The organism is Geobacillus uzenensis (genome assembly GCF_002217665.1).
Classification (GTDB): domain Bacteria; phylum Bacillota; class Bacilli; order Bacillales; family Anoxybacillaceae; genus Geobacillus; species Geobacillus subterraneus.
In genome coordinates this window covers 277,673-300,130 of sequence record NZ_NEWL01000010.1, presented here as the reverse complement: position 1 = coordinate 300,130, position 22,458 = coordinate 277,673, and the positions used below count along the sequence as shown (strand labels likewise).

At 49.6% G+C, this 22,458-nt stretch carries 20 protein-coding genes and 6 pseudogenes; 9 read left to right on the top strand and 17 right to left on the bottom strand.

The window, feature by feature from the left end; all coding sequences use genetic code 11:
* Positions 1 to 102: 102 nt before the first annotated feature.
* The 6 genes from B9L21_RS16995 to B9L21_RS16970 form a co-directional block, all read right to left on the bottom strand.
* The gene (locus B9L21_RS16995; protein WP_020755180.1) at positions 103 to 591 is read right to left on the bottom strand and encodes a macro domain-containing protein; all 489 of its coding nucleotides are present in this window, start codon (positions 589 to 591) and stop codon (positions 103 to 105) included.
* Between the two features lie 22 nt (positions 592 to 613).
* The gene (locus B9L21_RS16990; protein ID WP_033009135.1) at positions 614 to 1,927 is read right to left on the bottom strand and encodes an AAA family ATPase; all 1,314 of its coding nucleotides are present in this window, start codon (positions 1,925 to 1,927) and stop codon (positions 614 to 616) included.
* A 539-nt stretch (positions 1,928 to 2,466) separates the two neighbouring features.
* On the bottom strand, positions 2,467 to 3,342 hold the full coding sequence (gene galU, locus B9L21_RS16985; RefSeq protein WP_063167248.1) for a UTP--glucose-1-phosphate uridylyltransferase GalU: 876 nt from the start codon (positions 3,340 to 3,342) through the stop codon (positions 2,467 to 2,469).
* 17 nt (positions 3,343 to 3,359) lie between these two features.
* Positions 3,360 to 4,712 (bottom strand): TrkH family potassium uptake protein, encoded by a 1,353-nt coding sequence (locus B9L21_RS16980; protein ID WP_063167445.1) that lies wholly within the window; start codon positions 4,710 to 4,712, stop codon positions 3,360 to 3,362.
* Positions 4,713 to 4,959: 247 nt separating this feature from the next.
* Positions 4,960 to 6,018: a glycoside hydrolase family 130 protein gene (locus B9L21_RS16975; RefSeq protein ID WP_063167247.1), complete on the bottom strand. Its 1,059-nt coding sequence runs from the start codon at positions 6,016 to 6,018 to the stop codon at positions 4,960 to 4,962.
* Between the two features lie 2 nt (positions 6,019 to 6,020).
* The gene (locus B9L21_RS16970) at positions 6,021 to 6,968 is read right to left on the bottom strand and encodes an MTP-1 family protein (RefSeq protein ID WP_063167246.1); all 948 of its coding nucleotides are present in this window, start codon (positions 6,966 to 6,968) and stop codon (positions 6,021 to 6,023) included.
* A 144-nt stretch (positions 6,969 to 7,112) separates the two neighbouring features.
* Here B9L21_RS16970 and B9L21_RS16965 point away from each other — a divergent pair.
* The 3 genes and pseudogenes from B9L21_RS16965 to B9L21_RS16960 all read left to right on the top strand — a co-directional run bounded on the left by B9L21_RS16965 (position 7,113) and on the right by B9L21_RS16960 (position 9,171).
* Positions 7,113 to 7,994: pseudogene (locus B9L21_RS16965) on the top strand (IS4 family transposase).
* Positions 7,995 to 8,025: 31 nt separating this feature from the next.
* On the top strand, positions 8,026 to 8,298 hold the full coding sequence (locus tag B9L21_RS17475) for a hypothetical protein (RefSeq protein WP_143424865.1): 273 nt from the start codon (positions 8,026 to 8,028) through the stop codon (positions 8,296 to 8,298).
* A 75-nt stretch (positions 8,299 to 8,373) separates the two neighbouring features.
* Positions 8,374 to 9,171 (top strand): aminoglycoside adenylyltransferase domain-containing protein, encoded by a 798-nt coding sequence (locus tag B9L21_RS16960; protein ID WP_023634271.1) that lies wholly within the window; start codon positions 8,374 to 8,376, stop codon positions 9,169 to 9,171.
* A gap of 131 nt (positions 9,172 to 9,302) precedes the next feature.
* Here B9L21_RS16960 and B9L21_RS16955 read toward each other — a convergent pair.
* Both B9L21_RS16955 and B9L21_RS16950 read right to left on the bottom strand, forming a co-directional pair.
* Positions 9,303 to 9,614 (bottom strand): annotated as a pseudogene (locus B9L21_RS16955) (carbohydrate ABC transporter permease); the annotation flags it as partial.
* Positions 9,601 to 10,059, bottom strand: a pseudogene (locus B9L21_RS16950) (carbohydrate ABC transporter permease); the annotation flags it as partial. The pseudogenes B9L21_RS16955 and B9L21_RS16950, both read right to left, overlap by 14 nt.
* On the opposite strand from B9L21_RS16950, the pseudogene B9L21_RS16945 reads away from it, so the two are divergent.
* Positions 10,048 to 10,599, top strand: a pseudogene (locus B9L21_RS16945) (substrate-binding domain-containing protein); the annotation flags it as partial. The pseudogenes B9L21_RS16950 and B9L21_RS16945 overlap by 12 nt on opposite strands.
* 39 nt (positions 10,600 to 10,638) lie before the next feature.
* On the opposite strand, the gene B9L21_RS16940 reads toward B9L21_RS16945, so the two are convergent.
* Both B9L21_RS16940 and B9L21_RS16935 read right to left on the bottom strand, forming a co-directional pair.
* Positions 10,639 to 11,532, bottom strand: a complete 894-nt coding sequence (locus B9L21_RS16940; RefSeq protein WP_063167244.1) for an Rpn family recombination-promoting nuclease/putative transposase — start codon at positions 11,530 to 11,532, stop codon at positions 10,639 to 10,641.
* A 198-nt stretch (positions 11,533 to 11,730) separates the two neighbouring features.
* On the bottom strand, positions 11,731 to 12,666 hold the full coding sequence (locus B9L21_RS16935; RefSeq protein WP_063167243.1) for a DMT family transporter: 936 nt from the start codon (positions 12,664 to 12,666) through the stop codon (positions 11,731 to 11,733).
* 268 nt (positions 12,667 to 12,934) lie between these two features.
* Between B9L21_RS16935 and B9L21_RS16930 the strand changes: the two genes are divergently transcribed.
* Complete coding sequence (locus B9L21_RS16930) at positions 12,935 to 13,408, top strand: hypothetical protein (protein WP_011232748.1); 474 nt, start codon at positions 12,935 to 12,937, stop codon at positions 13,406 to 13,408.
* 43 nt (positions 13,409 to 13,451) lie between these two features.
* Here the strand turns inward: B9L21_RS16930 and B9L21_RS16925 are convergent, their stop codons facing one another.
* Positions 13,452 to 13,652, bottom strand: coding sequence for a hypothetical protein (locus B9L21_RS16925; protein ID WP_063167242.1), 201 nt, complete (start codon positions 13,650 to 13,652; stop codon positions 13,452 to 13,454).
* A gap of 241 nt (positions 13,653 to 13,893) precedes the next feature.
* On the opposite strand from B9L21_RS16925, the gene B9L21_RS16920 reads away from it, so the two are divergent.
* Both B9L21_RS16920 and B9L21_RS16915 read left to right on the top strand, forming a co-directional pair.
* Complete coding sequence (locus B9L21_RS16920; RefSeq protein ID WP_063167241.1) at positions 13,894 to 14,391, top strand: L,D-transpeptidase family protein; 498 nt, start codon at positions 13,894 to 13,896, stop codon at positions 14,389 to 14,391.
* Positions 14,392 to 14,561: 170 nt separating this feature from the next.
* A complete protein-coding gene (locus tag B9L21_RS16915) occupies positions 14,562 to 15,467 on the top strand; it encodes a hypothetical protein (RefSeq protein ID WP_063167240.1) in 906 nt (301 codons plus the stop codon).
* 143 nt (positions 15,468 to 15,610) lie between these two features.
* Here the strand turns inward: B9L21_RS16915 and B9L21_RS17995 are convergent, their stop codons facing one another.
* Entirely contained in the window at positions 15,611 to 15,991 is a 381-nt protein-coding gene (locus B9L21_RS17995) for a hypothetical protein (RefSeq protein WP_225995682.1), read from the bottom strand.
* A 292-nt stretch (positions 15,992 to 16,283) separates the two neighbouring features.
* Complete coding sequence (locus B9L21_RS16905) at positions 16,284 to 18,050, bottom strand: DUF262 domain-containing protein (RefSeq protein ID WP_063167239.1); 1,767 nt, start codon at positions 18,048 to 18,050, stop codon at positions 16,284 to 16,286.
* Positions 18,051 to 18,303: 253 nt separating this feature from the next.
* Between B9L21_RS16905 and B9L21_RS16900 the strand changes: the two genes are divergently transcribed.
* Positions 18,304 to 18,756: an N-acetyltransferase gene (locus B9L21_RS16900; protein WP_063167238.1), complete on the top strand. Its 453-nt coding sequence runs from the start codon at positions 18,304 to 18,306 to the stop codon at positions 18,754 to 18,756.
* A 464-nt stretch (positions 18,757 to 19,220) separates the two neighbouring features.
* Here B9L21_RS16900 and B9L21_RS16895 read toward each other — a convergent pair whose 3' ends face one another.
* The 4 genes and pseudogenes from B9L21_RS16895 to B9L21_RS18215 form a co-directional block, all read right to left on the bottom strand.
* Positions 19,221 to 19,478, bottom strand: a complete 258-nt coding sequence (locus tag B9L21_RS16895) for a DUF2283 domain-containing protein (RefSeq protein WP_011888351.1) — start codon at positions 19,476 to 19,478, stop codon at positions 19,221 to 19,223.
* Positions 19,447 to 19,698, bottom strand: coding sequence for a hypothetical protein (locus tag B9L21_RS16890; protein WP_225995681.1), 252 nt, complete (start codon positions 19,696 to 19,698; stop codon positions 19,447 to 19,449). Before B9L21_RS16890 ends, B9L21_RS16895 begins: the two co-directional genes overlap by 32 nt.
* Before the next feature lie 259 nt (positions 19,699 to 19,957).
* Positions 19,958 to 21,217 carry a group II intron reverse transcriptase/maturase gene (gene ltrA / locus B9L21_RS16885; RefSeq protein ID WP_020961418.1) on the bottom strand — a complete coding sequence of 420 codons (1,260 nt, stop codon included), beginning with the start codon at positions 21,215 to 21,217 and terminating at the stop codon, positions 19,958 to 19,960.
* A 549-nt stretch (positions 21,218 to 21,766) separates the two neighbouring features.
* A pseudogene (locus B9L21_RS18215) lies at positions 21,767 to 21,913 on the bottom strand (RNA-guided endonuclease TnpB family protein); the annotation flags it as partial.
* A 126-nt stretch (positions 21,914 to 22,039) separates the two neighbouring features.
* Here B9L21_RS18215 and B9L21_RS16875 point away from each other — a divergent pair.
* Positions 22,040 to 22,450 (top strand): annotated as a pseudogene (locus B9L21_RS16875) (transposase); the annotation flags it as partial.
* Positions 22,451 to 22,458 lie beyond the last annotated feature (8 nt).

Here is a 22,458-nt window from a genome sequence, read left to right as displayed (position 1 = left end):
ATTCGTGTGTTCTTATTATAATATGATATGAGAAAGAAGGAAACACGTTATTCATTGCCAAAAAAGCAGGGCCAAGACGAAGTCAAGGCCCTTTTTCTCCCTTTATTGGCGCTGTTGGACAAAACGGATGAATGCTTGATCAATATCCACCACCACAAACTCTACATCCTCGACCGGACCCAACACCTCGACAAACAACTGCGCCACGTTTTCTTTGTCAAGCCTTCCGACGCCTGTCCCTAGCGCTGGCAACGCCACCTTCTTGATTCCGTTCTCCCGACAGTGCGCGACGAGCCGCTCGAGACACGCCCGAACGATGTCATACGACGTCGCCCCTGCAGGCTGCTTCATCGTCACTAAGTGAAGGACCCCGCGAAACGGCAGCGAGCCTGCTCCTGTCACGTACAAATCGCCGGGCTTAGGGTCTTGCGCTTGACAGACGCGGATCGCTTCCTCCTCGATCACACGTCCCCCCGCCCGACGGATCGCCGCTGCCACGCCGCCGCCCATCGGCCCGATGCCGTTGGCGGCATTGCAAATGTACTCGACTCCTTCCACTTTGGTCAGATCGCCGACCATGGCGCGAATCATCCGAACCCCTCCTTAGCCATGTTTATTCCCCCTCTTCCTCCGCCTCCATAAGCTCATCCAGAACACGGTTGATGGCAGACGATGCTTCATCGATCGCTTCGGCCTGGATTAACCGTAATTCATCATCGATAATGCTTCGGTAGCGGAATCTCCCTCCCTCGCTCTCTAGCATGTAGGCCTTTAACCGCTCCGGAGAAAGGCGCAGCTTTCGGTCCACAATCGGCTCGGCGCGTCGATCTAGCTTTTCTCCAATCTTAGCCGCGTACAAATAAATATTGAAAGCGGATAAAATATATGGGCTATGAGTCGTAATCACTAGCGTATTATCCGTCGCATTTAGCAATAATGCAAACAAGGCGACCATTTCTTTTTGCGCGCTCGGGTACAAGTGAGCCTCAGGCTCCTCAATCACCATAAACACTCGTCGCCGTTCCAAAATAACCGTGAATATAAGCAACAAAATCCACACTACTTCTTGTTGCCCTGAGGATGAAAATTTTAGCTTTGTATACTCTCTTTCATTAAAAAAGATTTTTTCTCCCTGGTCAGAGAACATGTACTTTCCTTTCATCACCCGCTCAATAATATCAATGGCAAACCGAATCGCCTCAAAGTCAATTTTCTCTGTCGAAAATTTTTTCCGATCCTCGACAATTTCCTCAAACGATTGCGAAAACGCCTTCTTTAGCAAGTTAATTCGTTCGATAAACTGTTCTGTCAAGACATCGAGTTGCCGTGGGTTAATATCTTGCAGCTGATCGGACAACGTCGCGACTAAACTTCTGCCTGCCGGAATGAAGATCGATGTTTTCGAATCGCCAAATACTTCATCAATAGACGTTTTAATTGTTTCTACAACACTTTGTTGCCGCGCTTTCCAAGATGAGACATTCCAAAAATCAGTCAACAGCCGCTCTTGATATTGCGTCTCTTTTTTCAACTGAATAACGTGCTTGAACGTCTCTAAAATCCCCTTTTTCAAGGAATCGCTAAAGTGGATTTGCACATAACCATCTTTTAAGTCAAGACGCACAAATTTTCCGTCACTATATTCATAACGAATGTGAAACGGTCTCATATGTTTTGTCGTTCCAAAGTAGCCGACAAATTTTCTCCTAAGATATTTATTGAACTCAAAAAACGGGCTGTGCTCATCCGTTTGTCGGGACGAAAGCAAATAATTTACCCATTCATCCGGAATAGAGCGGAAGAAAAAAATCAGTTTGCTAATCGTACTTTTTCCGCTCGCTTGAGGACCAATCAAAATCGTTACATCGGTAATCTCCTCATCAAACAGCCCCACTGGCCCAAAATGCTCAATGCGAATGCGAGCCATACCTACCCTCCTCTTGCGGCCATTTTCAGTCTATATGATCACCCCGCGTGTTAATGATCTTGAGAAAAAATACACCCAGAACTTGAAATCGTCGTTTTCCAAACATTGTTTTTCCCACTAAACAAATTGATGCTCTTTAGCTCGTCCAATTGAATGCACCAAATGTTTTCGAAATGTTCAACCTCAAACGCTTGAATCATACCGAGTTCACCTGCCCTCCCCTTTTATATGGAAACGAATCCAACAAAGAACATTTGTTCTAATTTCATTGTAACCGTCCCATTTTCACGGAACAACACGAACATTTCGACAAAAATTTCACAAAACGAACACATGCCGGGCAATCGTTTTTTCCGTGCTGCTCCGACTTGTAAGGCCGCCATGCGTCAGAGCACACGGTTCACCGTACAAGCAGATGTTGCAATCCAGCCTAGATGATCACCAACATCCCGCCACCAAACGGTTCGCCATTCATGCAGATCGCGCGCCTATTTTTGGCCAACCGCGTTTGGCATGCACCCCCATTTCGCCGCTTGTCCTCACCGCTTCTCCTTCGCCACAATCTGCTCCAAAAACGAAAGCAAGTCATCCCGCAGCTCCTCGTTTTGCAAGGCAAACTCAATCGTCGTTTCGATAAAGCCGAGCTTCTCCCCGACATCGTACCGTTTTCCTTCAAACTCGTAGGCAAAGACACGCTGAATTTCATTCAACCGCCCGATCGCATCGGTGAGCTGAATCTCCCCGCCTGCGCCGACCTCCTGCTTCTCCAAAAACAAGAAAATTTCCGGCGTCAACACGTACCGCCCGACGATCGCGAGGTTCGACGGCGCTGTGCCCGGAGCGGGTTTTTCGACAAAGCGGCGCACTTGGTAGCGCCGGCCTTGCTGCTCGAGCGGGTCGATGATCCCGTAGCGATGCGTTTCTTCCTCCGGCACGCGCTTGACGCCGATCACCGAGCTGAACGTTTGTTCATACTGCTCAATGAGCTGTTTTAAACAAGGTTTTTCCGCTTGGACGATATCATCGCCCAACAACACCGCAAACGGCTCGTCCCCGATGAAATTGCGCGCGCACCAAACGGCATGCCCCAGCCCTTTTGGCTCTTTTTGGCGAATGTAGTGGATGTCCACTTTGGATGGCTCTTTTACTTTCTCAAGCAAGTCCAATTTTCCTTTTTGCTTCAGCAGCTGCTCGAGCTCAAACGCGTAGTCAAAATGGTCTTCAATCGCCCGCTTCCCTTTCCCGGTGACGATGATAATGTCCTCAATGCCGGATGCCATCGCCTCTTCCACAATATATTGAATCGTCGGCTTATCGACAATCGGAAGCATCTCCTTTGGCATCGCCTTTGTCGCCGGCAAAAACCGCGTCCCAAGGCCCGCTGCCGGAATGATCGCTTTGCGCACTTTTTTCATGATTCCTTCCTCCTCTTCTAACCGATAATGACTCGTTCTTTCGGGTAATGGTAACTATCTTTCACCGCCCGGCCGCGGATGAGCCATAAAAACGAAATGATGCCGACCCGGCCGATGAACATAACGACCACCAACACCATCTTGCCAAACGGGCTGAGCTCAGAGGTAATGCCGAGCGACAGCCCGGTCGTCCCAAACGCTGAACATACTTCAAACAAAAGCATGACGACAGGAAGGGACGATTCCGAGACGGAAAGCGCAAGAACCGCCGCAAAACAAAGGAACAGCGCGCCGATAAAGACGACAAACGATTTTAAAATATCTTCCTCATGAATTTCACGCCCGAACACTTTGACCGCTGAGCGCCCTTTCGCATAATGCCAAACCGTTAACAAAATCACCGCCAACGTCGTCGTCCGGATGCCCCCGCCAACGCTGCTCGGGGAAGCACCGATAAACATCATCGCGCTCAAAAGCAATAACGTCGGTTCGGAAAACTCGTTCATATCCATCGTCGCCAGACCGCCGCTGCGCGATGACACCGACTGAAACAAGGCGTAAAAGAGCGACCGGTGCCACGGCTTTCCAGCGAAAAAATGGCTCCATTCAAGCGCATAAATCGCCACCGTGCCAAAGAAGACGAGGGCAAAAAACGTCACCGTCGTCAACTTCGTAAACAGCGAAAACCGGTAGCGCCCTCGGTCGCGCGCAAACAAAAACTCCTTCACCTCAATGAGCACAGGAAAGCCAATCGCGCCTAGAATGATCAGAATGATATGGATGACTTGCACGAAATAATCACCGGCGAACGGAATCAGCGACTGGCCGGTAATATCAAATCCAGCGTTCGTCGTGGCACTGACCGACGCAAACACCGCCTGCAAAAGCGCCTCCGGCCACGTCGGAAAATAACGCAAAAAATACACGCCCAAAATCAGCGCACCGACCGCTTCAATGGCCAGAATCAAGAAAAAGATGTCCCGCGTGAGCTTCACGAGCCCTGAGAGCGCAAGACGGTTTTGATCGGTCATGATCAGCTGCCGCTCACGAAACCCGATTTTTTTGCCAACTAACAGCCAAATGAACGTACTAAGCATCATTAACCCTACGCCGCCCACCTGCATCATCACAATCAACAAAACAATCCCAAACGTATTAAACGTCTCCGGAATCGACACAACCGTCAACCCGGTCACACTAATGGCGCTCGCCGCCGTAAACAGCGCATCAATCCAGTGAAGCTCCACTCCCGGCTGATGTACAATCGGCAGCCATAACAGCACCGTCGACACCGCGACCGCCACTAAATAAAACAGAATGATCAACTGAATCGTTGACAGCTTCAACCATAATGAACGTTTTATTGCCATGCCGTCACCACCATTGCCCCGACCAGCGCGCGCGGCTTCCGCACGCCAAGCCTGCATCAGTATGGATACGTACGATACATCGACGTTGTTTTCCATTATATCAAATCTTCCTAGCCAAGAAGAAATGTATCCCGATCCTTGTCGGCGAAAAAAACGTTCAACCCGCTATATGATAACGACAAAAAAAAAGAAACGCCTGATCTGTTTAGGCGTTTCCGTCCATGCCCTAATGCGCAGGCGCTCTTTTTCATCCCTTGCCGAGCGAAGCGAAAATATCGCTAAGCCGCAGTTCCACACACGCCATCGACGTATCGGCGGCACCGTAATACATTTTCACGACATCGCCGTCAACGAGCGCCCCACATGAAAAAACAACGCGGCCGAAAAAGCCGTTCACTTCGTAATCCGCTTCCGGCTCGACAAGCGGCTGCTCCGAGCGGGCGAGAACTTTGGATGGGTCGTTCAAATCGAGCAGCACCGCCCCCATGCAATAGCGGTGGTCATCCGATGCGCCGTGGTACAACTCAAGCCAGCCGCGCTCCGTTTTGATCGGCACCGCTCCGCCGCCGATGCGGGCGCTGTCCCATTTCCCTTCCCGCAAGCCGAACAAAAAGCGGTGGTTCCCCCAGTAGCGCAAATTGTCCGACTCCGCGATCCACACCTCAGGTCGGCCGTTGCTTCTTGGCACCGGGCGGTGAAGGGCGTAATATTTGCCGTTGATCTTCTCCGGAAAAATGAGCACATCTTTGTTTTCCGGCGCAAAAATCATCCCGTGATGCACAACCGTCCGAAAATCGGTCGTCGACACCATCGCCTCGCCGACCCCTTTGGGCGACACGGCGCTAAAATAAATGTAGTACGTCCCGTCAATGCACGTAATGCGCGGATCTTCCACCCCGAATGTCTCTAATTCATTCGAAGGATAAATAAACGGCCGCTCGTCAATCGTAAACCGCCGCCCGTCTTGACTGCGGGCGAGGCGCAAATAGGAGAGCGATGTCAAATACAAAAACCGCTCCGTCCCTGCCTCTTTAATGACTCTCGGGTCGGAAAAGTCATAGCGCGGGTCGTCTTTGCGGAACGCGTACACATCGACCTTCCCCGTCCGCGGATTCCACACCGGCGCCTTCACCACGTTCGGGTCATCCGAAACCGGCCGCTCCGCCACCCGCAGCAGCAGCAACACCTCCCCTTGGAACATCGCCACCCCGGCGTTAAACGCCCCGATCACTTCAAATCCGTCATGATACGGCGGCACATCGTTCGGTGTAATCAGCGGGTTTTCTTCATAACGGTAAAGATGCATGATCATCCCTGCCTTTCGTATTTCGAAAATGGATCAACAATCGTTAGTTTTTGCGCTTCCGCATCACTGGTTCCAGCATAAAAATCGGCCGTGCCATCCTCTTTGCGAATCAGTCCACCGCTAAACACCACATCCGCCAAATCAGGGCGTTTCGCCGGCCCATCAAGGAAATGCGACCTTGCGGCGATCAACTCCATTTCCGACGCTTCCCCAGTATCTGGATTGAACGAAAACACCATCGGGTAATAATGGCGGTTCCGTTCCTGATCGAAACAAGCGATATGGCCCAAGACGCCGACGAACCCATTGCCAAGCAAATGCACTTCGTTGGCGCCTCCCCATTCTTCATCGGCAAATTGGCCGTCAATCAATGGGGCATTCTCAATCGCCTCCACCGTCAACTCATCGAGCGAGCCGACGCGGGTGAACCCAATTTTTCCGCGACCGCCTTTTTTCCCTTGCGGACGGGTGAAAACCCCGACCGATCCATCCCGCAATTCAACAAGCCGAATATCCTTCATTCCATCAGGCCCAGTAAGAAAATGCATCAATTGATTAATCGTTTCCCCGCGGTAAAACACGGTCCGCCAATATAACTTCCCGTGAAGCACAGGATGAGGAAACGTCTCCACGCCGCCAAACACGAGATGCCCGTGCACACGCGAAATAAACGGATCTTGCAGCGCAAACACCGGCGCTCCTTCCCGCGGCACCCATGTTCCCTCTCGTTCGACAAAAAAGTAGACTTCCGATTGCTCGCTGTCCCTCTCTTCCACCCGTCCGGCGATCACCCACTCGCCATCGTCTTCAAACGGCGCGGAAATGTTGTACACATCCCGCTCACCGACACCGGCAAACACGAGCTTCTCAGCCTTGAGCGGCTGCGGTGCACGCTGAAATTCCTCAAGCAGTGTCTGGCATGTTTTCATCGTCGGCGTCCTTGTCTGCATCACGTCTCTCCCTGCTCCCTCTTCCGATTATGATGTTTTTACAGGCGTGTTGATTATCCAATAAAATCCAAAGGGTATAGAAAAAAGAGCACCTTTCCTGTAGAATGTGAGTAACGACACAAACAAACCCAGGAGGTGCTCTCTATGAACAAGCATACCACACTCCCGAATTTGATGCAAAAACTTGTTTCGGATGAAGAGATTCAACGGATTGCCGAAGCGGTTGGGGATCGTGATTCGTATTCGACGACCGTCACGGTCGGGAAAAACCGCCTGCCATGGGCGCCGTATCACGGCGAACGCGCCGGAGTGAAGCTGCACGTCGCGTATTCGCCGGAATCCTCGCTGCCGGCAGACGTGGTGGAAACCATCGGACTGCGTCATGATGGCCCGGTGGGAGAACAGTTGACGAACGCTCAACAAGTGCTGGTGGAAGACCGGGCGTATTTCAAAATCGAACGCCTCGATCGATTTGTGGAGCAGCATCAGCTCTTTGTCATTCGGATGAAGGACAACATCGAACTTCATCAGAAAAAAAGCTTGAAACGCCTTTCCAGCACATCCTCATCGGTTCAAGCCGACTTCACGTGCCAGTTGGGGACGAAACAATGCCGCTCCACCAAGCGTCACCGGGTGGTGATCTTTCGAGATGCGAATGGCCGCGACATTCGGGTCGTGACGAACCTCTTCCATGCGTCTGCGGAAACCATTGCCGACATGTACCAACAACGTTGAACTGTTGAGGTCTTTTTCCGTTGGGTGAAGCAATATCTGAATGTCCCGACCTTGTTTGGCACGACGGAAAATGCGGTATACAACCAACTGTTTGCGGCGTTCATCGCGTATGTGTTGCTGCGATGGCTGTATGATCAAACCAAAAAACAGACGAATGTCTCTCTTTCCTTCATTTCGTTCGTTCGCCGTTTTTTCTCTGGGCAGCTTCCTCTCGATTGGAAATCCGGGATGGCCGCTGCTTTGTTTGAGTATGCCCAAATTTATGGAAGGCGTATGTCTAATTTTGGATAATCAACACTCGTGATTTGCTGCATATGAAATATTGGGGACTGATGAAATTGTCAGTGAAGTATATCTTTGGGCGTTAATTCAAGAATATTATAATAAAGGAGAAGTAATAGAAAAAGGAAGTGGGATGTCCGATCCAATCGTATTACATGTAGAAAAAAATAAAGGTTCATTGAAAGTTTTAGGTCATACGTTACTTCGTGATGGTAGTTATTACCTCAAAGATATTAAAGAATTGTTTCCTACTAACATACAGGATAAAATTTTGAATTATCCATCAAATTACATTAGCCAACTAATAGAATAAGTGGAAAACAAAGTAAAATAAAAATATTAAACTATCGGGTGCGGTTAATTAAAGCAGGTATGGAGGTATTCAATAATGGCTTATAATTGGGTAACGTGCCCATCTGATATAAGAAATTTTGTTTTTCGTATTTTAAGTGAGACTAAAGAAATAGTAAAGCAAGATTTTATTGGTTTTTACATTCACGGTTCTTTAGCAATGGGAGGCTTTAATCCGAATAGTAGTGATATTGATATTTTGGTTATTACGAGTAAATCAATGACAATAGAAAACAAAAGGAAATTAGCAAAATTATTTCTATCTTGTTCAAATAATCCATTTCCAGTTGAAATAAGTTTTCTGAACGAAGAACAATTAAAGAATTGGAGACATCCTTGCCCGTTTGATTTTCATTACAGTGAATTTTGGAGGGAACGTTATGAGGATGATTTGGTAACAGGGTCATATCAATATTTAAACGGAGATATTAAGACTGATGCTGACTTAGCTGCACATTTGACCATAACAACTAATCGAGGAGTTTGTGTAGAAGGAAAACCTATAGAGGAGGTTTTCCCTTCGATTCCACGTTCGCATTATATATCTTCAATTATGGGGGATTTCCAAGATTGTTTGGAAAATATCGAAGAGGACCCTATTTATTGTACGTTAAATTTAATTAGAGTTTTTTGGTATCTAAAAGAAGGAATTATTTCTTCAAAGCTAGAAGCAGGTAACTGGGCACTATTAACATTTCCAAGAGAAATAAAAAATACCATAAAAAAAGTGGTTAATAGTTATGCGAATGAACATGATACTTATGATTTTGAGAGAGATGAACTTTTGATATTAAAAAATTATATTTCGAGTAATGTCCAAGAGTTATTAAGCTAACGGGTGGCTTAAGTTTAATAGAATGAGAAGCCCATTAAGCTAATAAATGGCACTGGCGGAGAAGAAGACATAAAACAAACTGTAAAAGACTTATATGAAATTTATTCAAGACTTCCAGAAAGTAAAGAATTAAATTTCACTTTCGACAACGCATATCCAACCATCACGGCCGTCACAAGCATGAGCAGCGTTGATGCCGATGTGACGAGCACACTGTTGAAAAACGCGCGAAGCCACGGTCGCGGTACGACATCTTCACCGCCTTGAAACAGCCATTCATACGAGCGGAGCGTCAATGACGACGGGATCAGCTTTCGGTCGACCTCATTCCATGGGGCAAGAGAGCCTAACACCATATACAAATACGGAAACACCATGACGAGCAAAACGGCAACCGCCACTACATAAAGCAACCCAACCTTCCACGTTTTACTCCCAACCATGTTTGCCCCCCCATTTTTCCAACAGCTTGCGAAAGACAAAAATCGACGCAAAGGTGACGATCGAATTGATGATCGCGACCGCCGTACCATAACCTGCGTTTAATTTTTCAAAGGCCTGGTTGTAAATCTCCAGCTGCCACGTATGGGTCGCATACTCCGGCCCGCCGCCCGTCAACACATACGGCTCGGTGAAAATGCCAAACATCAGGCCGACTGCTAAAATCGTCACTGTATAAAACGAAGGGTACAGCATCGGAATGGTTACGTGCCAAACCCGCTTCCAGCCGACCGCGCCGTCGATTTCAGCCGCCTCATACACTTCTTTCGGAATGCTTTCTAAGCCAGACAAAAACAATAACGCATAGTAACCGACAAACTTCCACGCCATCATGAGCGCAATGACGAGCGGGGCTAAGATGGGCGAGCCGAGCCAGTCAATACCGATGCGGTGCTGACAAACAATCGGTTCGGGGCGTATGTGGCCGTCCAGCATTTGTTGGAGCTCAACCATACTGACATCGCGTTTGTCGGCGACGTCCACTATTCGCCGAGCTATCAAGAGCGGTATGAAGGGTACTTATTGGCGCTGAAAGACTATGGAGTGAAACCGAACGAGGAGTGGATGTTCTGCCAGGCGCAAGAGGACGAAACGGTCATCGCAGGCTACATCCGTGAGCTGAAGCGGCAGCCGACCGCCTGGTTTTGCGTCAATGACGGGCTTGGCTTTTTCGTCAGCACCGGCCTGCAGCAGTACGGGCTAAAAGTGCCCGATGACGTTTCCGTCTGCAGCTTTGACAACGGGCAGCTGTCGCAAATCGCGACGCCGAAAATCACGACCGTCGACATCGACCTGAAGCGCTACGGCAAACGAGCGGTGGAATTGTTGCGATGGCGGTGGGACAACCCGAACGAACCTTTTCAGGAAGTGCTATTGTCTACGAACCTGATCAAACGGGAATCCACAGCAGCAAAACCAACGCGCTAGGGCGGGGCTGGCCTTTTGCCCCGCCTGTTTGATTTCCATTCACTTGAAGCCGCTTTGTTTCATTTCCTCAATCTCCGTCACAGGCAATCCGGTCAGTTCGTGAATCGTCTGCGCATCAAACCCTTTCATCAACATCCGTTTCGCAATGTGCCGTTTTTCTTGTTCCGCTCCCTCTTTGCGCCCTTCCTCCCGTCCTTCCTTTCGGCCTTGAATTTTTCCCTTTTGCTCGTACGAAATGATCAATTCCAGCACGCGTTCTTTTTCTTTCGTCTCCATTTGTTCCACCTCGCTTCGAAGCTGTTGTTCTTCTTCATCGGACAGCTTCACATACGTTTCAAAAAAGCCCGTCAACAAACGCTGTCTTGCCTCGTCTAGCTCAAGACGCACCAACATGCGCAAAAATTGCTTTTTCAGTTCCACTCGTTCACTTTCAGTATACCCCATTTTGCTAAGCAGCGCAGCCGCCACCGGGTTGTCGGTGCGGATGAATTGGCGCCAGTTTTGCTTGCGCAACTCCACATGGAAAAAGCGAAAGTCAAGCACATCGCCAAACGGAAAGGAGAGCGTGAACGAAGAGGGTTCATCTCGGATGGCATCATAGCTGAAGACGGCAATCGGAATGATCGGAGTGCGGTATTTTTCAAACAAGCGGCTGAAGTAAAGAAACATTCTTTCTGGAAATGACGATTGAACGTACGCTTGGTTTTCTACGTGAACAATGATCAATCCGTCTTTTCCTTTGAACTTCGTCTCGACGAGCAGGTCAACGTGGTACTTCTCCCCAGCCGTTACGTCCGTAAACAGCTCTTCGGACAAAAACGACAAATGGTTGAAATCAATATGCTCGTGCATATCCGGAAAGAAGAGAAGCACAAATTCCTCAAAAAACGTCTGCAACAACTCCTTGAACAACCGGTCGTGATCGATCGCCATACATTCACCTCACACGAATACGTTTCGTATTCTCTTTTTCGACATCATCAAGCAAAATCCTGCCGATGGCACAAAAATGGCTGTCCCTTTTCGAGAAGAGACAGCCAAGACGCCGACCGCAATGTGAAGCCCCCTCCATTCCTGGATATGAATGTTTCGCCACTTGCACGCAAGGCCTAGAAGTGGGGGATTCCAAGGCTACCACATCCCCACCTTCCTTCCCCCAGCCGCAACTTTCGCCCGGCGGAAACGGGCGATGACGTCATCCATCCCCCCGCTGCCGAACATCACGCCCGCGACGATGAAGAGAAAACCAGCCAGCTGCATCCATGAAATCGGCTCACCAAGCAACCAATGCGCCCCAAGAAGCGAAAAAAACGGATTGAGGTTGATGAACACCGCCGACTCAGCGGGGCCAAGATGTTGAACAGCCTGGTTATAAAACATATGGCCAAGCGCCGTCGCCACGACAGCCGAAGCAAGGAAAATGAGCCAAAGCGGCAACGTACCCTCTTTCAAACTCGATAGGCCGCTCGGCTCGAGCACGAGGCTTAAGACAAACAGCCAAAGCGACCCGAAGACGAGCATCCACCCTGTCATCACCCGCGCCTCGACCGTCGCCTTTTTGATCATAATGAAGCTGATCCCTTGCGCCAAAACAGCCAAAAAGACGTACACATCCCCAATGGACAAATGGCCAAGGCCCCCGTCGCCGCTCGCCACAACAAACACGACGCCAAAAAACCCAAGCGCGATGCCAAGCAAACGAAACAACGTCGGCCGCTGGCCTAAAAACACGATCGCCAACAGCGCCGTCACAAGCGGCACAAGCCCTAGCACAAGACCCGCATTCACCGCTGTCGTCCTCGCAATTCCCAACGCTAAAAAGAAGTGATGGGCCACCACGCTGAACAATGCAGCCAAACCAATCTGTTTCGCCTCATTCCAACTGACTCGTTCCAGCTTGCCGATCCCCCATAAAAACAAAAGCACGACCAACCCGGCCGTTAGAATGCGCAGCGCCGTCAACGCGACGGGCGAAAAATGCTCCACCAAAACTTTCAACGCCGTCACATTCAGCCCCCAGGCGACCATGATCCCGACAAGCAACACATAAATGAATGATCTCTTCATCCCTCTCTCCCTCTCCTGCACATTCGGTTTTTCTCAACATGGAAAAGGAAAAACGGAGCCGATGGACGCTCCGCTTTCCCACCCGTTTCCACATAGAACGAATGAATTCACTTCCGCTGCAATGGCTTCTGCCCTCTATTTTACTACACCACAGCGGATTTTTTGACTCAAAAGCACCGTCATCTCAAGCCCGCGGCATGTTCTTCCTTTCTCCGCCCATATCGGCCGTCCATCGTGCATATGGTATAATAGAGAGGAGAGGAGACCCATGTTCCCACGCTACCGCCAAAAGACGATCCGAGCCAGGACTGGGGTGGCGGTTCTCACTGCCGTCGCCGTGTTGGTGGCGATCTTGTCTCTGTTTCTTTCGAACGAACGGAACGAGGCAAAGGAAATCGTTGACACGTTTTACCGCTACGAGCAGGCAGGGGATTTTGGCAGCTCTTGGGAGCTGTTTCACCCGCTTATGAAAAAGAAATTCCCAAAAGACGTCTACATCCAGCGCCGCGCCCACGTCTTTATGCAAGACTTCGGCGTCGAGACGTTCGACTACCGCATCGATGAGGTGGAAAAACTGTCGTCATGGTCGATGTCTGATGAGAACAAACCGCTTCACGACGTGTATCGCGTCCGCGTCATTCAGACGTTCCATAGCGCTTTTGGCGTGTTCGAAATCCATCAAGACGTCTTCGTCGCCAAAGAAAAAGGGGAAAAGAACATTTTGTTCCCTTACCGCCCGTAACCCCCAACATCGATGCGGCCCCGATATCGACCGGGCGCCGCTTTCACCGCTCCTTCCATTCCTCGATGATCTCAAGCGTCCGATTCATGCCGACATTGTATATCAACAGCTTAAGCAAGTTTTCCCGCTCCTCTTTCGTAAAAAAGAGATCGCCGTCAATGATCTCAAGCGGGACAGGGGAGAGCTCGGCATACAGCTCATAATCAACCTTCTGTCCTTCCGGTTTTAGGACAAACGTTCTCATTCGCGCCATCCTCCTTTTTCACCTACACGTTTTGACAAGAAACACCCGTTAGGCAGCGCTCCCTGTCAAGTATAGACTAACACACAGCACGTTCATGCGCCTAGCAGCCGCACCGTATTCCCATGCCATGCACATGAGACTCTCTTCCTATTGCAGCAACCTCATCCGAATCTTCTCATACACTAATGTATCATCAATCGGAGCTGGTTTCTCCATCCAGCGAAAAAAGGAGCGAACTGCCATGTACGCACATATCGTCAAACGTGGGGAAACGATCGCTTCCATCGCCCGCGACTACCGTACATCTGTTGAGGCGCTCCTTCGCGCCAATGGGTTGACCGCCGCGTCCGTCATCTTCCCTGGCCAAGGGATCGTCATCCCCCACCTTCCGCCGAAAGGATCGATTCCGTACACGATCCACATTTCGATCAGCCGCCGCCAGCTGACGTTAAAACACCAAGGGCGGACGATCCGCACGTATCCCGTCGGCGTCGGGAAAATGGTCACCGCCACCCCCGTCGGCGACTTTGTCATCGTCAACCGCCAGCCAAACCCAGGCGGGCCGTTCGGCGCGATGTGGCTCAGCTTATCCAAACTCCATTACGGCATCCACGGCACGAACGACCCGTCCTCGATCGGCAAATACGTATCCAAAGGCTGCATCCGCATGCATAATAAAGACGTGCTCGAACTCGCCTCCATCGTTCCGAACGGAACGGAAGTGTTTATCCGGCCGTGAGGGCAAAACAGCGTCATTCATCCGTCTGTTCTGAGTCACAACCCGTTTTATTTTTCAAGAAGATGTCATTCACTCCCACCGAACGAACACCGTGTTTCCGCTCACGATGGCAGCTGACAATCGATCGGGCAAGTAGTATAATTAGGTCAAAAGCGAATGGAGTGAAGACGATGCCAGGCGGGATCTCGCATCACGCCAAAGACATTTTGTTCAAGTCGCTGAGCGCATTGTACCAAAACCAAGCCCTCGATGTATACGGACTTCACGGACTCCCGCGGATCAAAGCAGTGCTGCCAACCGAATTTCCGTCTGTTCGGGCGGACGAACGGCGCGCCGACACCGTGTTTCTTCTCGAAGACGATTCCATTTTGCTTCTGGAATACGAAAGCAACGAACGATTTCTCGACAACCATTTGAAGTATCTCGATTATGCCTGTCGACTCCTCCACACATACTATCAACAGGAAAAACGAATCCGCCCGATTCGCATCGTTGTGATCTACACAAGCGATGTCACGAGCGCCCGCGAACAGCTTGACGCCGGCGATGTGCTTCTTTCATCCAAAGCGGTGCTGCTTGGCGAATTCAACGGCGATGCCATTTTCCATGCCATTGAAGAAAAAGTCCACAACGGCGAACCGCTCACTCCGGAAGAAACGATGAAACTCATCCTCGTGCCGCTCATGCACACCCGCTTCGACCGGCAAACGATGATCGAAAAAACGATCGAGCTGGCGAAAGCGATCGGCGACGAACCGAAACAGCTGCACATCATCGCTGGCGTTCTGACCGCCACAGACAAATTCATCGACCGGTCATACGCCGAAAAAGTAAAGGAGTGGATCAAAATGAACAAAGTGTTTCGCCTGTTAGTCGAAGAACTTGAACAAGAAAGAGAAGAAATGTTGAAGAAAGTGATGCAGGAAAAAGAGCAAGCGGTTAAGCAAGCCGAAAAACAGAAAGCCATTGAAATCGCCAAAAACTTCCTTGATGTCTTGCCCATCCACGAAGTGGCGAAACGGACCGGACTGACCGTCGCCGAAGTCGCCGATCTCGCGAAGGAAATGGACAAATAGGCAGCACAAAAGAGCCGCAACCGCGCGGCTCTTATCACTGGTCTTTTCCCTATGGCTCTTGGCGTGTGGAACAAGCAACAGTCGGACTTTTCCCTTGGCCTTTGGCCGCCAAAGCGAGCGCACTTCCCAGTGTGTCAATCCCTCTACTCGCCGCTTGCCAATCGCTGACGGGCTTCATCCGTTAACAACAAATACGGACGGCGTTTCCCCTCCTCCTGGCGCACCACTTTCTCCGTCCACGGGTGAAGCAAAAACAGCCCTAACTTTAGACGGAATTCCGGGTCCACCATTTTTTTCCGCACGCCATCTTCATGGGCGATGAGCTTCTCAATCACATTGACCATCGCCTTCTTGCTTAGAAACACATCCTTCTCCTTCGAACTCAATCGCACAATAACCCCCTCATCGGAAAACGAAACAACGCGAAACGCTTCCTTCCCTTTGAACGTCGATACCATTTTTCCTTCGTACAGCTTATCCAGCAACGACTTCCACATTTCCTCCGCAAACAGCCGTTGGTTCATGCCCTCTCCCCAACGATAACAAGTGCCTTTTTCCGTCCCCCTACCCCTGCACAGCTTCCGATCCAAACGAACTTCGCATATCGGCCAGTTGCACCGCCAGTTTTTCCAATTCATAAATATTCTATTTCCATTTGTCTGCTGTCCAGCAGCCAATGTATCTGTTCCTGTTTTTCCACCAAGTTTTCCCCCTTTGATCTCCCTGCGAATACGTCGTTCCAAGGCATTTGTTCCTTTTCCTTGAAACTTGAAATATAAACCAAAACCTCTCCCCTACAACATCCTCCCGTCCCGCTCACTCCACTTTCTTACCCATCACCCGCTCGATCATCGCAAGCAGAGCCAGCCTTCTTTTTTCAAAAAACTGGTCAAAATCATCCGCTCTTATGGATGCCACATCAATAACATGCGTTTGCAGGATGTCATCCAACACCGCTGCCGAAACGCCTTTCCTCTCCTCTAGTTTCTTCAAATATACACTTGGAGCATCACGGCCAATCATCCGATTCGTTTTATAGGACAATGGGGTTTTATTCATAATGCAATCGTACTTCGCTTTCTCAATCCCCCGTTTTTCGCAATAGTCACGAGGGAAAATATGGTGAATATCAATCGATTCGCCGTAATACGTCTGAATATCGATCGGCACCCCAGATAAGAAATCCCGCGCCCCTTCCCTCATGAGCAATGCGTGCAACCCTTTATAAGCGGCGCTGTTTCGCGTGCGCAGCGTGAAGAGGCGATCAGCGGCGAAATGGGCATCCCGCACCGTCGTCGGCTCCGCACCGCCGCGAATCCATTCGACGACTTCCACCACGTCACGGGCAATCCGCGTCTCCGTCGCTCCTCCATACAATTCACCCAATACACCGCACCAATACCAACGGGCGATTCGGTCACGGACACAAACATTGTGCGCCTCTTTTCCCAGCTCGACAAAAATGGCCGCCAGCGGGATCAACTGGGTGCCGTACGGCAAGTCGCGCGCGGAAAACACATGTTGCTCATGCAAAAATTGAGCCGCCTGAATAAACCCTTCCGTCACCCGATCCGCCCATCTTTGGTAATCCGCCAACGTCAACTGCAAGATGTCGCGCCGCTTGCAGCTGACCGCCACGCCGTCCCCCGCTTTTCGTCGATTGTACGTGGCCAACAACGCAACTGCCTGCAGGAAGTCGGTGCTGCTGATATCGGCCAACACTTTGTTGTAAATTTCTCCAGATCTCTTTAATTTTGCTTCCTTCTCTTCCCAATCATCCCTCAGCTTGAAATCTTCCGCCGCAAATGTGGCGGTAAGAAGCTCGAAGACGGTCAGAGAGACGCCCCCCGTGTTTACATTCTCAAAAACTTGGCAAACCGCCTCTTTCGGAGTCGGCTTCCGAAGCATAATAACAGGCACTTGATATTGCTGAAAACGGGGAAATACGTCCGTCATCAACTTTTGCCACTTCAATGACCGTTCCGCAATTTTCGTTGAATCCGAAAAATAGCGCGTCTGCCACGCCAACAACCCCGCAGGATCGAAAAACAAATTCACCGGAAGCATTCCCGCTTCGCATTCTTTCTCCAAGTCAGAACAATCAAGAACAACCCTCCCTCCCGGTCCGCGAATGATCCGGTCTTCCGGAACACTGACGATCGTCTCTTCTCGGTCGACGTTCGGATCTAACATTTTGTCAATGTCAATATAGTAGAACCGTTTGATTGCCTTGTCTCTCTTGTCTCTTGTCGCTACAGGCGCTTTCAATTTCAATGATTGAAACAACGCCGTCAGCCGCTGTTGACCGTCAAGAATCAGCCGTTCCGGTTCCACTTGGTTCACGTTATCGACCCCTTCGATCGGCCTTGAGGCAAAACGGACATTCGGATTTCCCGTCTGGAGCATCATCACCGCACCGATCGGATAAGAGAGAGAAACACTGATCAACAAATTCCGAATCCGCTCGTCATCCCAAACCCAGCCTCTCTGAAAATCAGGAAGCTGTGTTCGACATTCCTGAATGCTTTCAAGCAAATCAAGCAAACTTTCGACCGTACTGTCAAACGTGGTAATCGTGCTCATATCCTTCCCCCTCGTTTCATGAAAAACCCTACACTTCCATACGATTCAATCGACCAATATGCCATCATCCAATGCATATTCCTGTTGCTTTCCAAAAAACACTTTATTCTTTCGACAATGGCATTCTTTTTCCTCCTGCCGCGCAGCGTTTGACAGAAACATCCCCCAGCCAACGAAAATCCGTAGTTGAATATAAAAACAAAATATTGTATATTTATAAATATACAATGACGATTGATCGCGAGGGATCCCAATGCAAATCGACCATGCCGTCACGAGCGATGTCAAAGACATGCACGCGCTCATCCAACACTATGCAAAAAAAGGACTCGTGCTGCCCCGCTCGCTGCTGTCCATCTACCAGCACTTGCAATGCATGTATGTCGCCAGGGAGAACAGCCAAATCGTCGGCACCGCCGGGCTGCATATCCTGGGGCACGATCTCGGGGAAGTGCGTTCGCTCGTCGTATCTCCTGACCATATGGGGAAAGGAATCGGCCGCCTGCTCGTCCACCATATTGCCGACGAGGCGGCCAGACTCGGGGTGAAGCGGTTAATATCCTTTACTTACCAAGTCGAGTTTTTTCGAAAATGCGGGTTTGAGATCGTGGACAAATCAACACTGCCGGAAAAAGTGTGGATTGATTGCGTCAACTGCCCGAAACTGGACTGTTGCGATGAAACGGCGATGATAAAATACATTTGATCCCCTCCCACCCGCATCACGGGGAAGGGGGAGATCCCTTGGAAAAACCTTTTCCCTTCGCTGTTTCGTTCTCCATACCCTTCACTAGAAAAGCGAATGTTCGAAACTGACAAGCCATCTTTTTTATGCCCTGAAGTTCCGCGGCTGCGCAGAACGGTTGTGTTCGTTTTGCATCAAACATCAGCCCTGCCCCCCCCATTCAGGAGGAGATAATGCGCGTTTGTTTCAATTGTTCAATCAAATGTTGCACCTCATATTTTGCAACCTTTGCATAATATACAAAAAATAACGAAAATATTCGCATAAAATCAAGTCCTAATGTTTATGTCAAATACGGCTCCCATCCAGTGCACTTAAGCTCTAGAAAATAGAACCGCTTTGCCCCCGGCTCGTGCGCCCCATCCGCATTAAAGTAGCGAAGGATGATATAGTTGAGTCCATGCCAGAGGCAAAATCGGCCAAAACTAATGGATTTGTTCGTTAATCATATGAAAATTAATATTCACCGGTATAAACTTCTTTATACGCTCAATATCCCGCTTCTTGTAGTCCATAATCACAATGCCAGTAATGACCTCATCCTCTTCAGAAAACCGGATAAACACACCAGGAGCTGCTTCGTCATCGTACGACACTTTTGGTTCGCCCAAATAAATATAAAGAACATCGTGATCATAGTCATAGGAGTATTTAACGTTTTCCTGTAAATTTTGGACGAACATAAATCGCACCTCCTGTCTCTTGGTTTAACCTGCTTTTGGCGATGACGGTAACAACGTCACCATACGCTTCATCTTCATGGTCGACAATAACGACCAATGCCTTTAGCGACTTAAACTTAGGCAATTGCACAAGATCTATATATTTTTGTCTTGTATCATGCTGATCGTCCGGATTATTTGGCAATATAAAACAAGGATCTTGAATGACGCTCTTGACCATATCTTCTTGGCCTGTGAACTACCCCCACTTAATTTTCTAGCGAAAATTTGAAGTGGAGGCTTCCAAAGAAGTTTGACTGCTTCAAGCAATCCTTATTCTTTGAGGCGTGTCCACTTCGCCGCTAGAGCATAAGACACTCAGGTCTACAGCTTTACTTTTCTTTAAGATGTTTAATGCGCCATTGAATCGAGTAGGAGAGGGTGACTAACCCTCGTCCTCTCACACCACCGTACGTACCGTTCGGTATACGGCGGTTCCATTAAGTCTGACGCAGAGATTCATATCGTTGATAAAGACTCTTCAGCCCTTGGCTCTCCCAATAGGAGTTGCCAAGGGCTTTATGCAAGATGGGACTAGCGGCCACTCTCCAATATTTCTTCCGAGTGTTTCCCCATTCATATGCTTTCCGCTTGGGCACTCCTAAACTTTGCAGTTTTCGGACTCTGGTTCTCGGAAGTTTCCACTCTTTCCATTGGCACATGCGCAGCCTTCGTCGAATCCATCCATCTAGTTCTTTGAACACACTTGGAGTCTCTGCTAACGAGAAGTATCCACACCATCCCAGAATGTACTGGTTGAGCTGTTCGATTCGCTCGGGCATGGGAATCGGTTTCGATCGACTCGTCATGGTGCGTATCCTTTGCTTCATGCGCCGAATACTTTCCTTTGCGATCCGGATTTTTGGCTCCTTATTTGGGGTGAAGCTAAAACCGAGGAATTTTCTCCTCCACGGTCGATCCACTGCCGATTTGGTTTCATTGACTTTCAGCCGGAGTTTCTTTTCAATGAATGCCGTGATCGATTTCATCACCCGTTCCCCGGCCTTCTTCGTCCTTACGTAGATATTGCAGTCATCCGCATACCGTACAAATTTGTGCCCTCGTTTTTCCAATTCTTTGTCCAGCTCATCCAAGAGAATGTTGGACAAAAGTGGACTGAGCGGCCCTCCTTGTGGAGTCCCCTCTTGTGTTTCCATGACCACCCCGTTGATCATGACCCCTGCCTGTAGATACTTCCGTATCAACTTTAGGAGGATTTTGTCTGGAATTCGTTTCGCTAATATCCCCATCAGTTTGTCATGGTTGACTCGATCAAAGAACTTTTCCAAGTCGATATCTACCACCCATGTATATCCTTCCTGAATATACTGCTTCGCCTTTTTCACCGCGTCGTGTCCTCTTCGACCGGGACGAAACCCGTAGCTGTGTTCCGAAAAGGATGGGTCAAAGATCGGCGTGAGCACTTGGGCGATGGCCTGTTGGATGAACCGGTCTGTCACGGTCGGGATTCCTAGTAACCTGACTCCTCCGTTCGGTTTCGGGATTTCGACCCGTCGGACCGGGCAAGGTTCGTAGGTCCCTTCTTCCAAAGCGCGCCGTATCACGTCCCAATGTTCCACGAGGTGTCTTCGCAGGTCTTTGACGGACATTCCATCGGTTCCATGGGACCCTTTATTCTTTTCCACTTGTTTGAGTGCTCGCAGGAGATTCTCCCGTGACAGTACCTGTTTCATCCACATTCCGATTCTTCCTCTCTACGTGAACGATCCGTTCTATTTGTGCCATCTTCTTCTCCACCCTCTTGAGGTCCCCCATGGACTTCACCATTTCCTCCCTCAAGCAGGCCCTTTCGGGTTGTCTGCTTCATCAAAGAAGATGAACGCCTAGTGGCCGTTCTCCTTCATGGTTCGGTCCTTCCCCTTCTATCTTAAGCTAGACGGGTACTATGACCTCTGCTGACTTCTGTCCGTTCAGCGTTGGATCGCTCCAACGGTTGCCAAGCGCACTTGGCTTCCCGGACAGACCTCCCCGGGTAAGAGTGCAGTCTTTCCTTCCATCTATCTGCTTCATTTACTCGGTATCACCTTCGGCAGAAAGGGCTTCGTTTTGTCGTGCAAACTCACCCAATGATACCCAGCCTCCTATGAAGTTCGTGTTCCTCAGACCGGAAGTTTGCCGCCCGCTTCCTTCAGATTCTGCGTCGCCGCAGACACCCTTGCGTTAAGCTAACTGCTACTTCTGCCTTCGCAGTTCGGGACTTTCACCCTATAGACTGCACCCATGCCGGGCGCACGAGACGTATATGATTCTTCCTGTTTCAAGAATTCAATGCCGTAAAATTCACAAAGATATTCTAGTTTTTCTTTTATGTTACCGAGAGGAATATTGACAAAGTTTTGATTTGTCTTTTTTCCTAGATTAATATTGCGTTTCCACTGTTTTGTTCTTCACAACCTTAACAGTAGAGGGAATTTTAGGAGCTGGCAAGCCTTTTTTTATGCCATGAAGCTCTGCACTTTTTTGTTGCAGAACTCTGTACTTTCATTTTGCACTAAACATATGGGGCCATCCATGGCCTCGATGACGCGGTGGTGCTGCTGGCTTGGAAGGCGGATCAGCCGATGGCGCCGGAACATCTTCATTGCATCTTGAGCACCGACCGGGAACTCGGGGACGAAGACATCTTGCGTTACTACGCCCAGCGCTGGACGATCGAGTGCTTTTTCCGGCAGGCGAAAGATCAACTGAAGCTGGATGGATACCGCGTTCGCCACATTCGGGCGGTGAAACGGTATTGGGCGGTGGTGCTGTTGGCCTGCGTGTACAGCATCGCCGAATCCCGACAAAACCTCTCCACCGGGCTGGAGCTTCTTCGGTCGCGGAAAGACCACAGCGTCGTCGAGTTCATTTATGACGCTGCAAAGCAAGAGATTCCCATTGATGTGATCAAAAAACAGCTCCGTATCGCGTAAGGGGTGCC

Excerpts from the sequence above, each read along its gene's own strand:
- B9L21_RS16895 (WP_011888351.1), bottom strand. The coding sequence starts at position 19,478 with ATGTTCGTCCAAAATTTACAGGAAAACGTTAAATACTCCTATGACTAT.
- B9L21_RS16995 (WP_020755180.1), bottom strand. The coding sequence starts at position 591 with ATGATTCGCGCCATGGTCGGCGATCTGACCAAAGTGGAAGGAGTCGAG.
- B9L21_RS16980 (WP_063167445.1), bottom strand. The coding sequence starts at position 4,712 with ATGGCAATAAAACGTTCATTATGGTTGAAGCTGTCAACGATTCAGTTG.
- B9L21_RS16935 (WP_063167243.1), bottom strand. The coding sequence starts at position 12,666 with ATGAAGAGATCATTCATTTATGTGTTGCTTGTCGGGATCATGGTCGCC.
- B9L21_RS16905 (WP_063167239.1), bottom strand. The coding sequence starts at position 18,050 with ATGAGCACGATTACCACGTTTGACAGTACGGTCGAAAGTTTGCTTGAT.
- B9L21_RS16970 (WP_063167246.1), bottom strand. The coding sequence starts at position 6,968 with ATGCAGACAAGGACGCCGACGATGAAAACATGCCAGACACTGCTTGAG.
- B9L21_RS16920 (WP_063167241.1), top strand. The coding sequence starts at position 13,894 with ATGTACGCACATATCGTCAAACGTGGGGAAACGATCGCTTCCATCGCC.
- B9L21_RS16930 (WP_011232748.1), top strand. The coding sequence starts at position 12,935 with ATGTTCCCACGCTACCGCCAAAAGACGATCCGAGCCAGGACTGGGGTG.
- B9L21_RS16960 (WP_023634271.1), top strand. The coding sequence starts at position 8,374 with ATGGCTTATAATTGGGTAACGTGCCCATCTGATATAAGAAATTTTGTT.
- B9L21_RS16990 (WP_033009135.1), bottom strand. The coding sequence starts at position 1,927 with ATGGCTCGCATTCGCATTGAGCATTTTGGGCCAGTGGGGCTGTTTGAT.
- B9L21_RS16900 (WP_063167238.1), top strand. The coding sequence starts at position 18,304 with ATGCAAATCGACCATGCCGTCACGAGCGATGTCAAAGACATGCACGCG.
- ltrA (WP_020961418.1), bottom strand. The coding sequence starts at position 21,217 with ATGTGGATGAAACAGGTACTGTCACGGGAGAATCTCCTGCGAGCACTC.
- B9L21_RS16975 (WP_063167247.1), bottom strand. The coding sequence starts at position 6,018 with ATGCATCTTTACCGTTATGAAGAAAACCCGCTGATTACACCGAACGAT.
- B9L21_RS16890 (WP_225995681.1), bottom strand. The coding sequence starts at position 19,698 with ATGGTCAAGAGCGTCATTCAAGATCCTTGTTTTATATTGCCAAATAAT.
- B9L21_RS16940 (WP_063167244.1), bottom strand. The coding sequence starts at position 11,532 with ATGGCGATCGATCACGACCGGTTGTTCAAGGAGTTGTTGCAGACGTTT.
- galU (WP_063167248.1), bottom strand. The coding sequence starts at position 3,342 with ATGAAAAAAGTGCGCAAAGCGATCATTCCGGCAGCGGGCCTTGGGACG.
- B9L21_RS16915 (WP_063167240.1), top strand. The coding sequence starts at position 14,562 with ATGCCAGGCGGGATCTCGCATCACGCCAAAGACATTTTGTTCAAGTCG.
- B9L21_RS17995 (WP_225995682.1), bottom strand. The coding sequence starts at position 15,991 with ATGAACCAACGGCTGTTTGCGGAGGAAATGTGGAAGTCGTTGCTGGAT.
- B9L21_RS16925 (WP_063167242.1), bottom strand. The coding sequence starts at position 13,652 with ATGAGAACGTTTGTCCTAAAACCGGAAGGACAGAAGGTTGATTATGAG.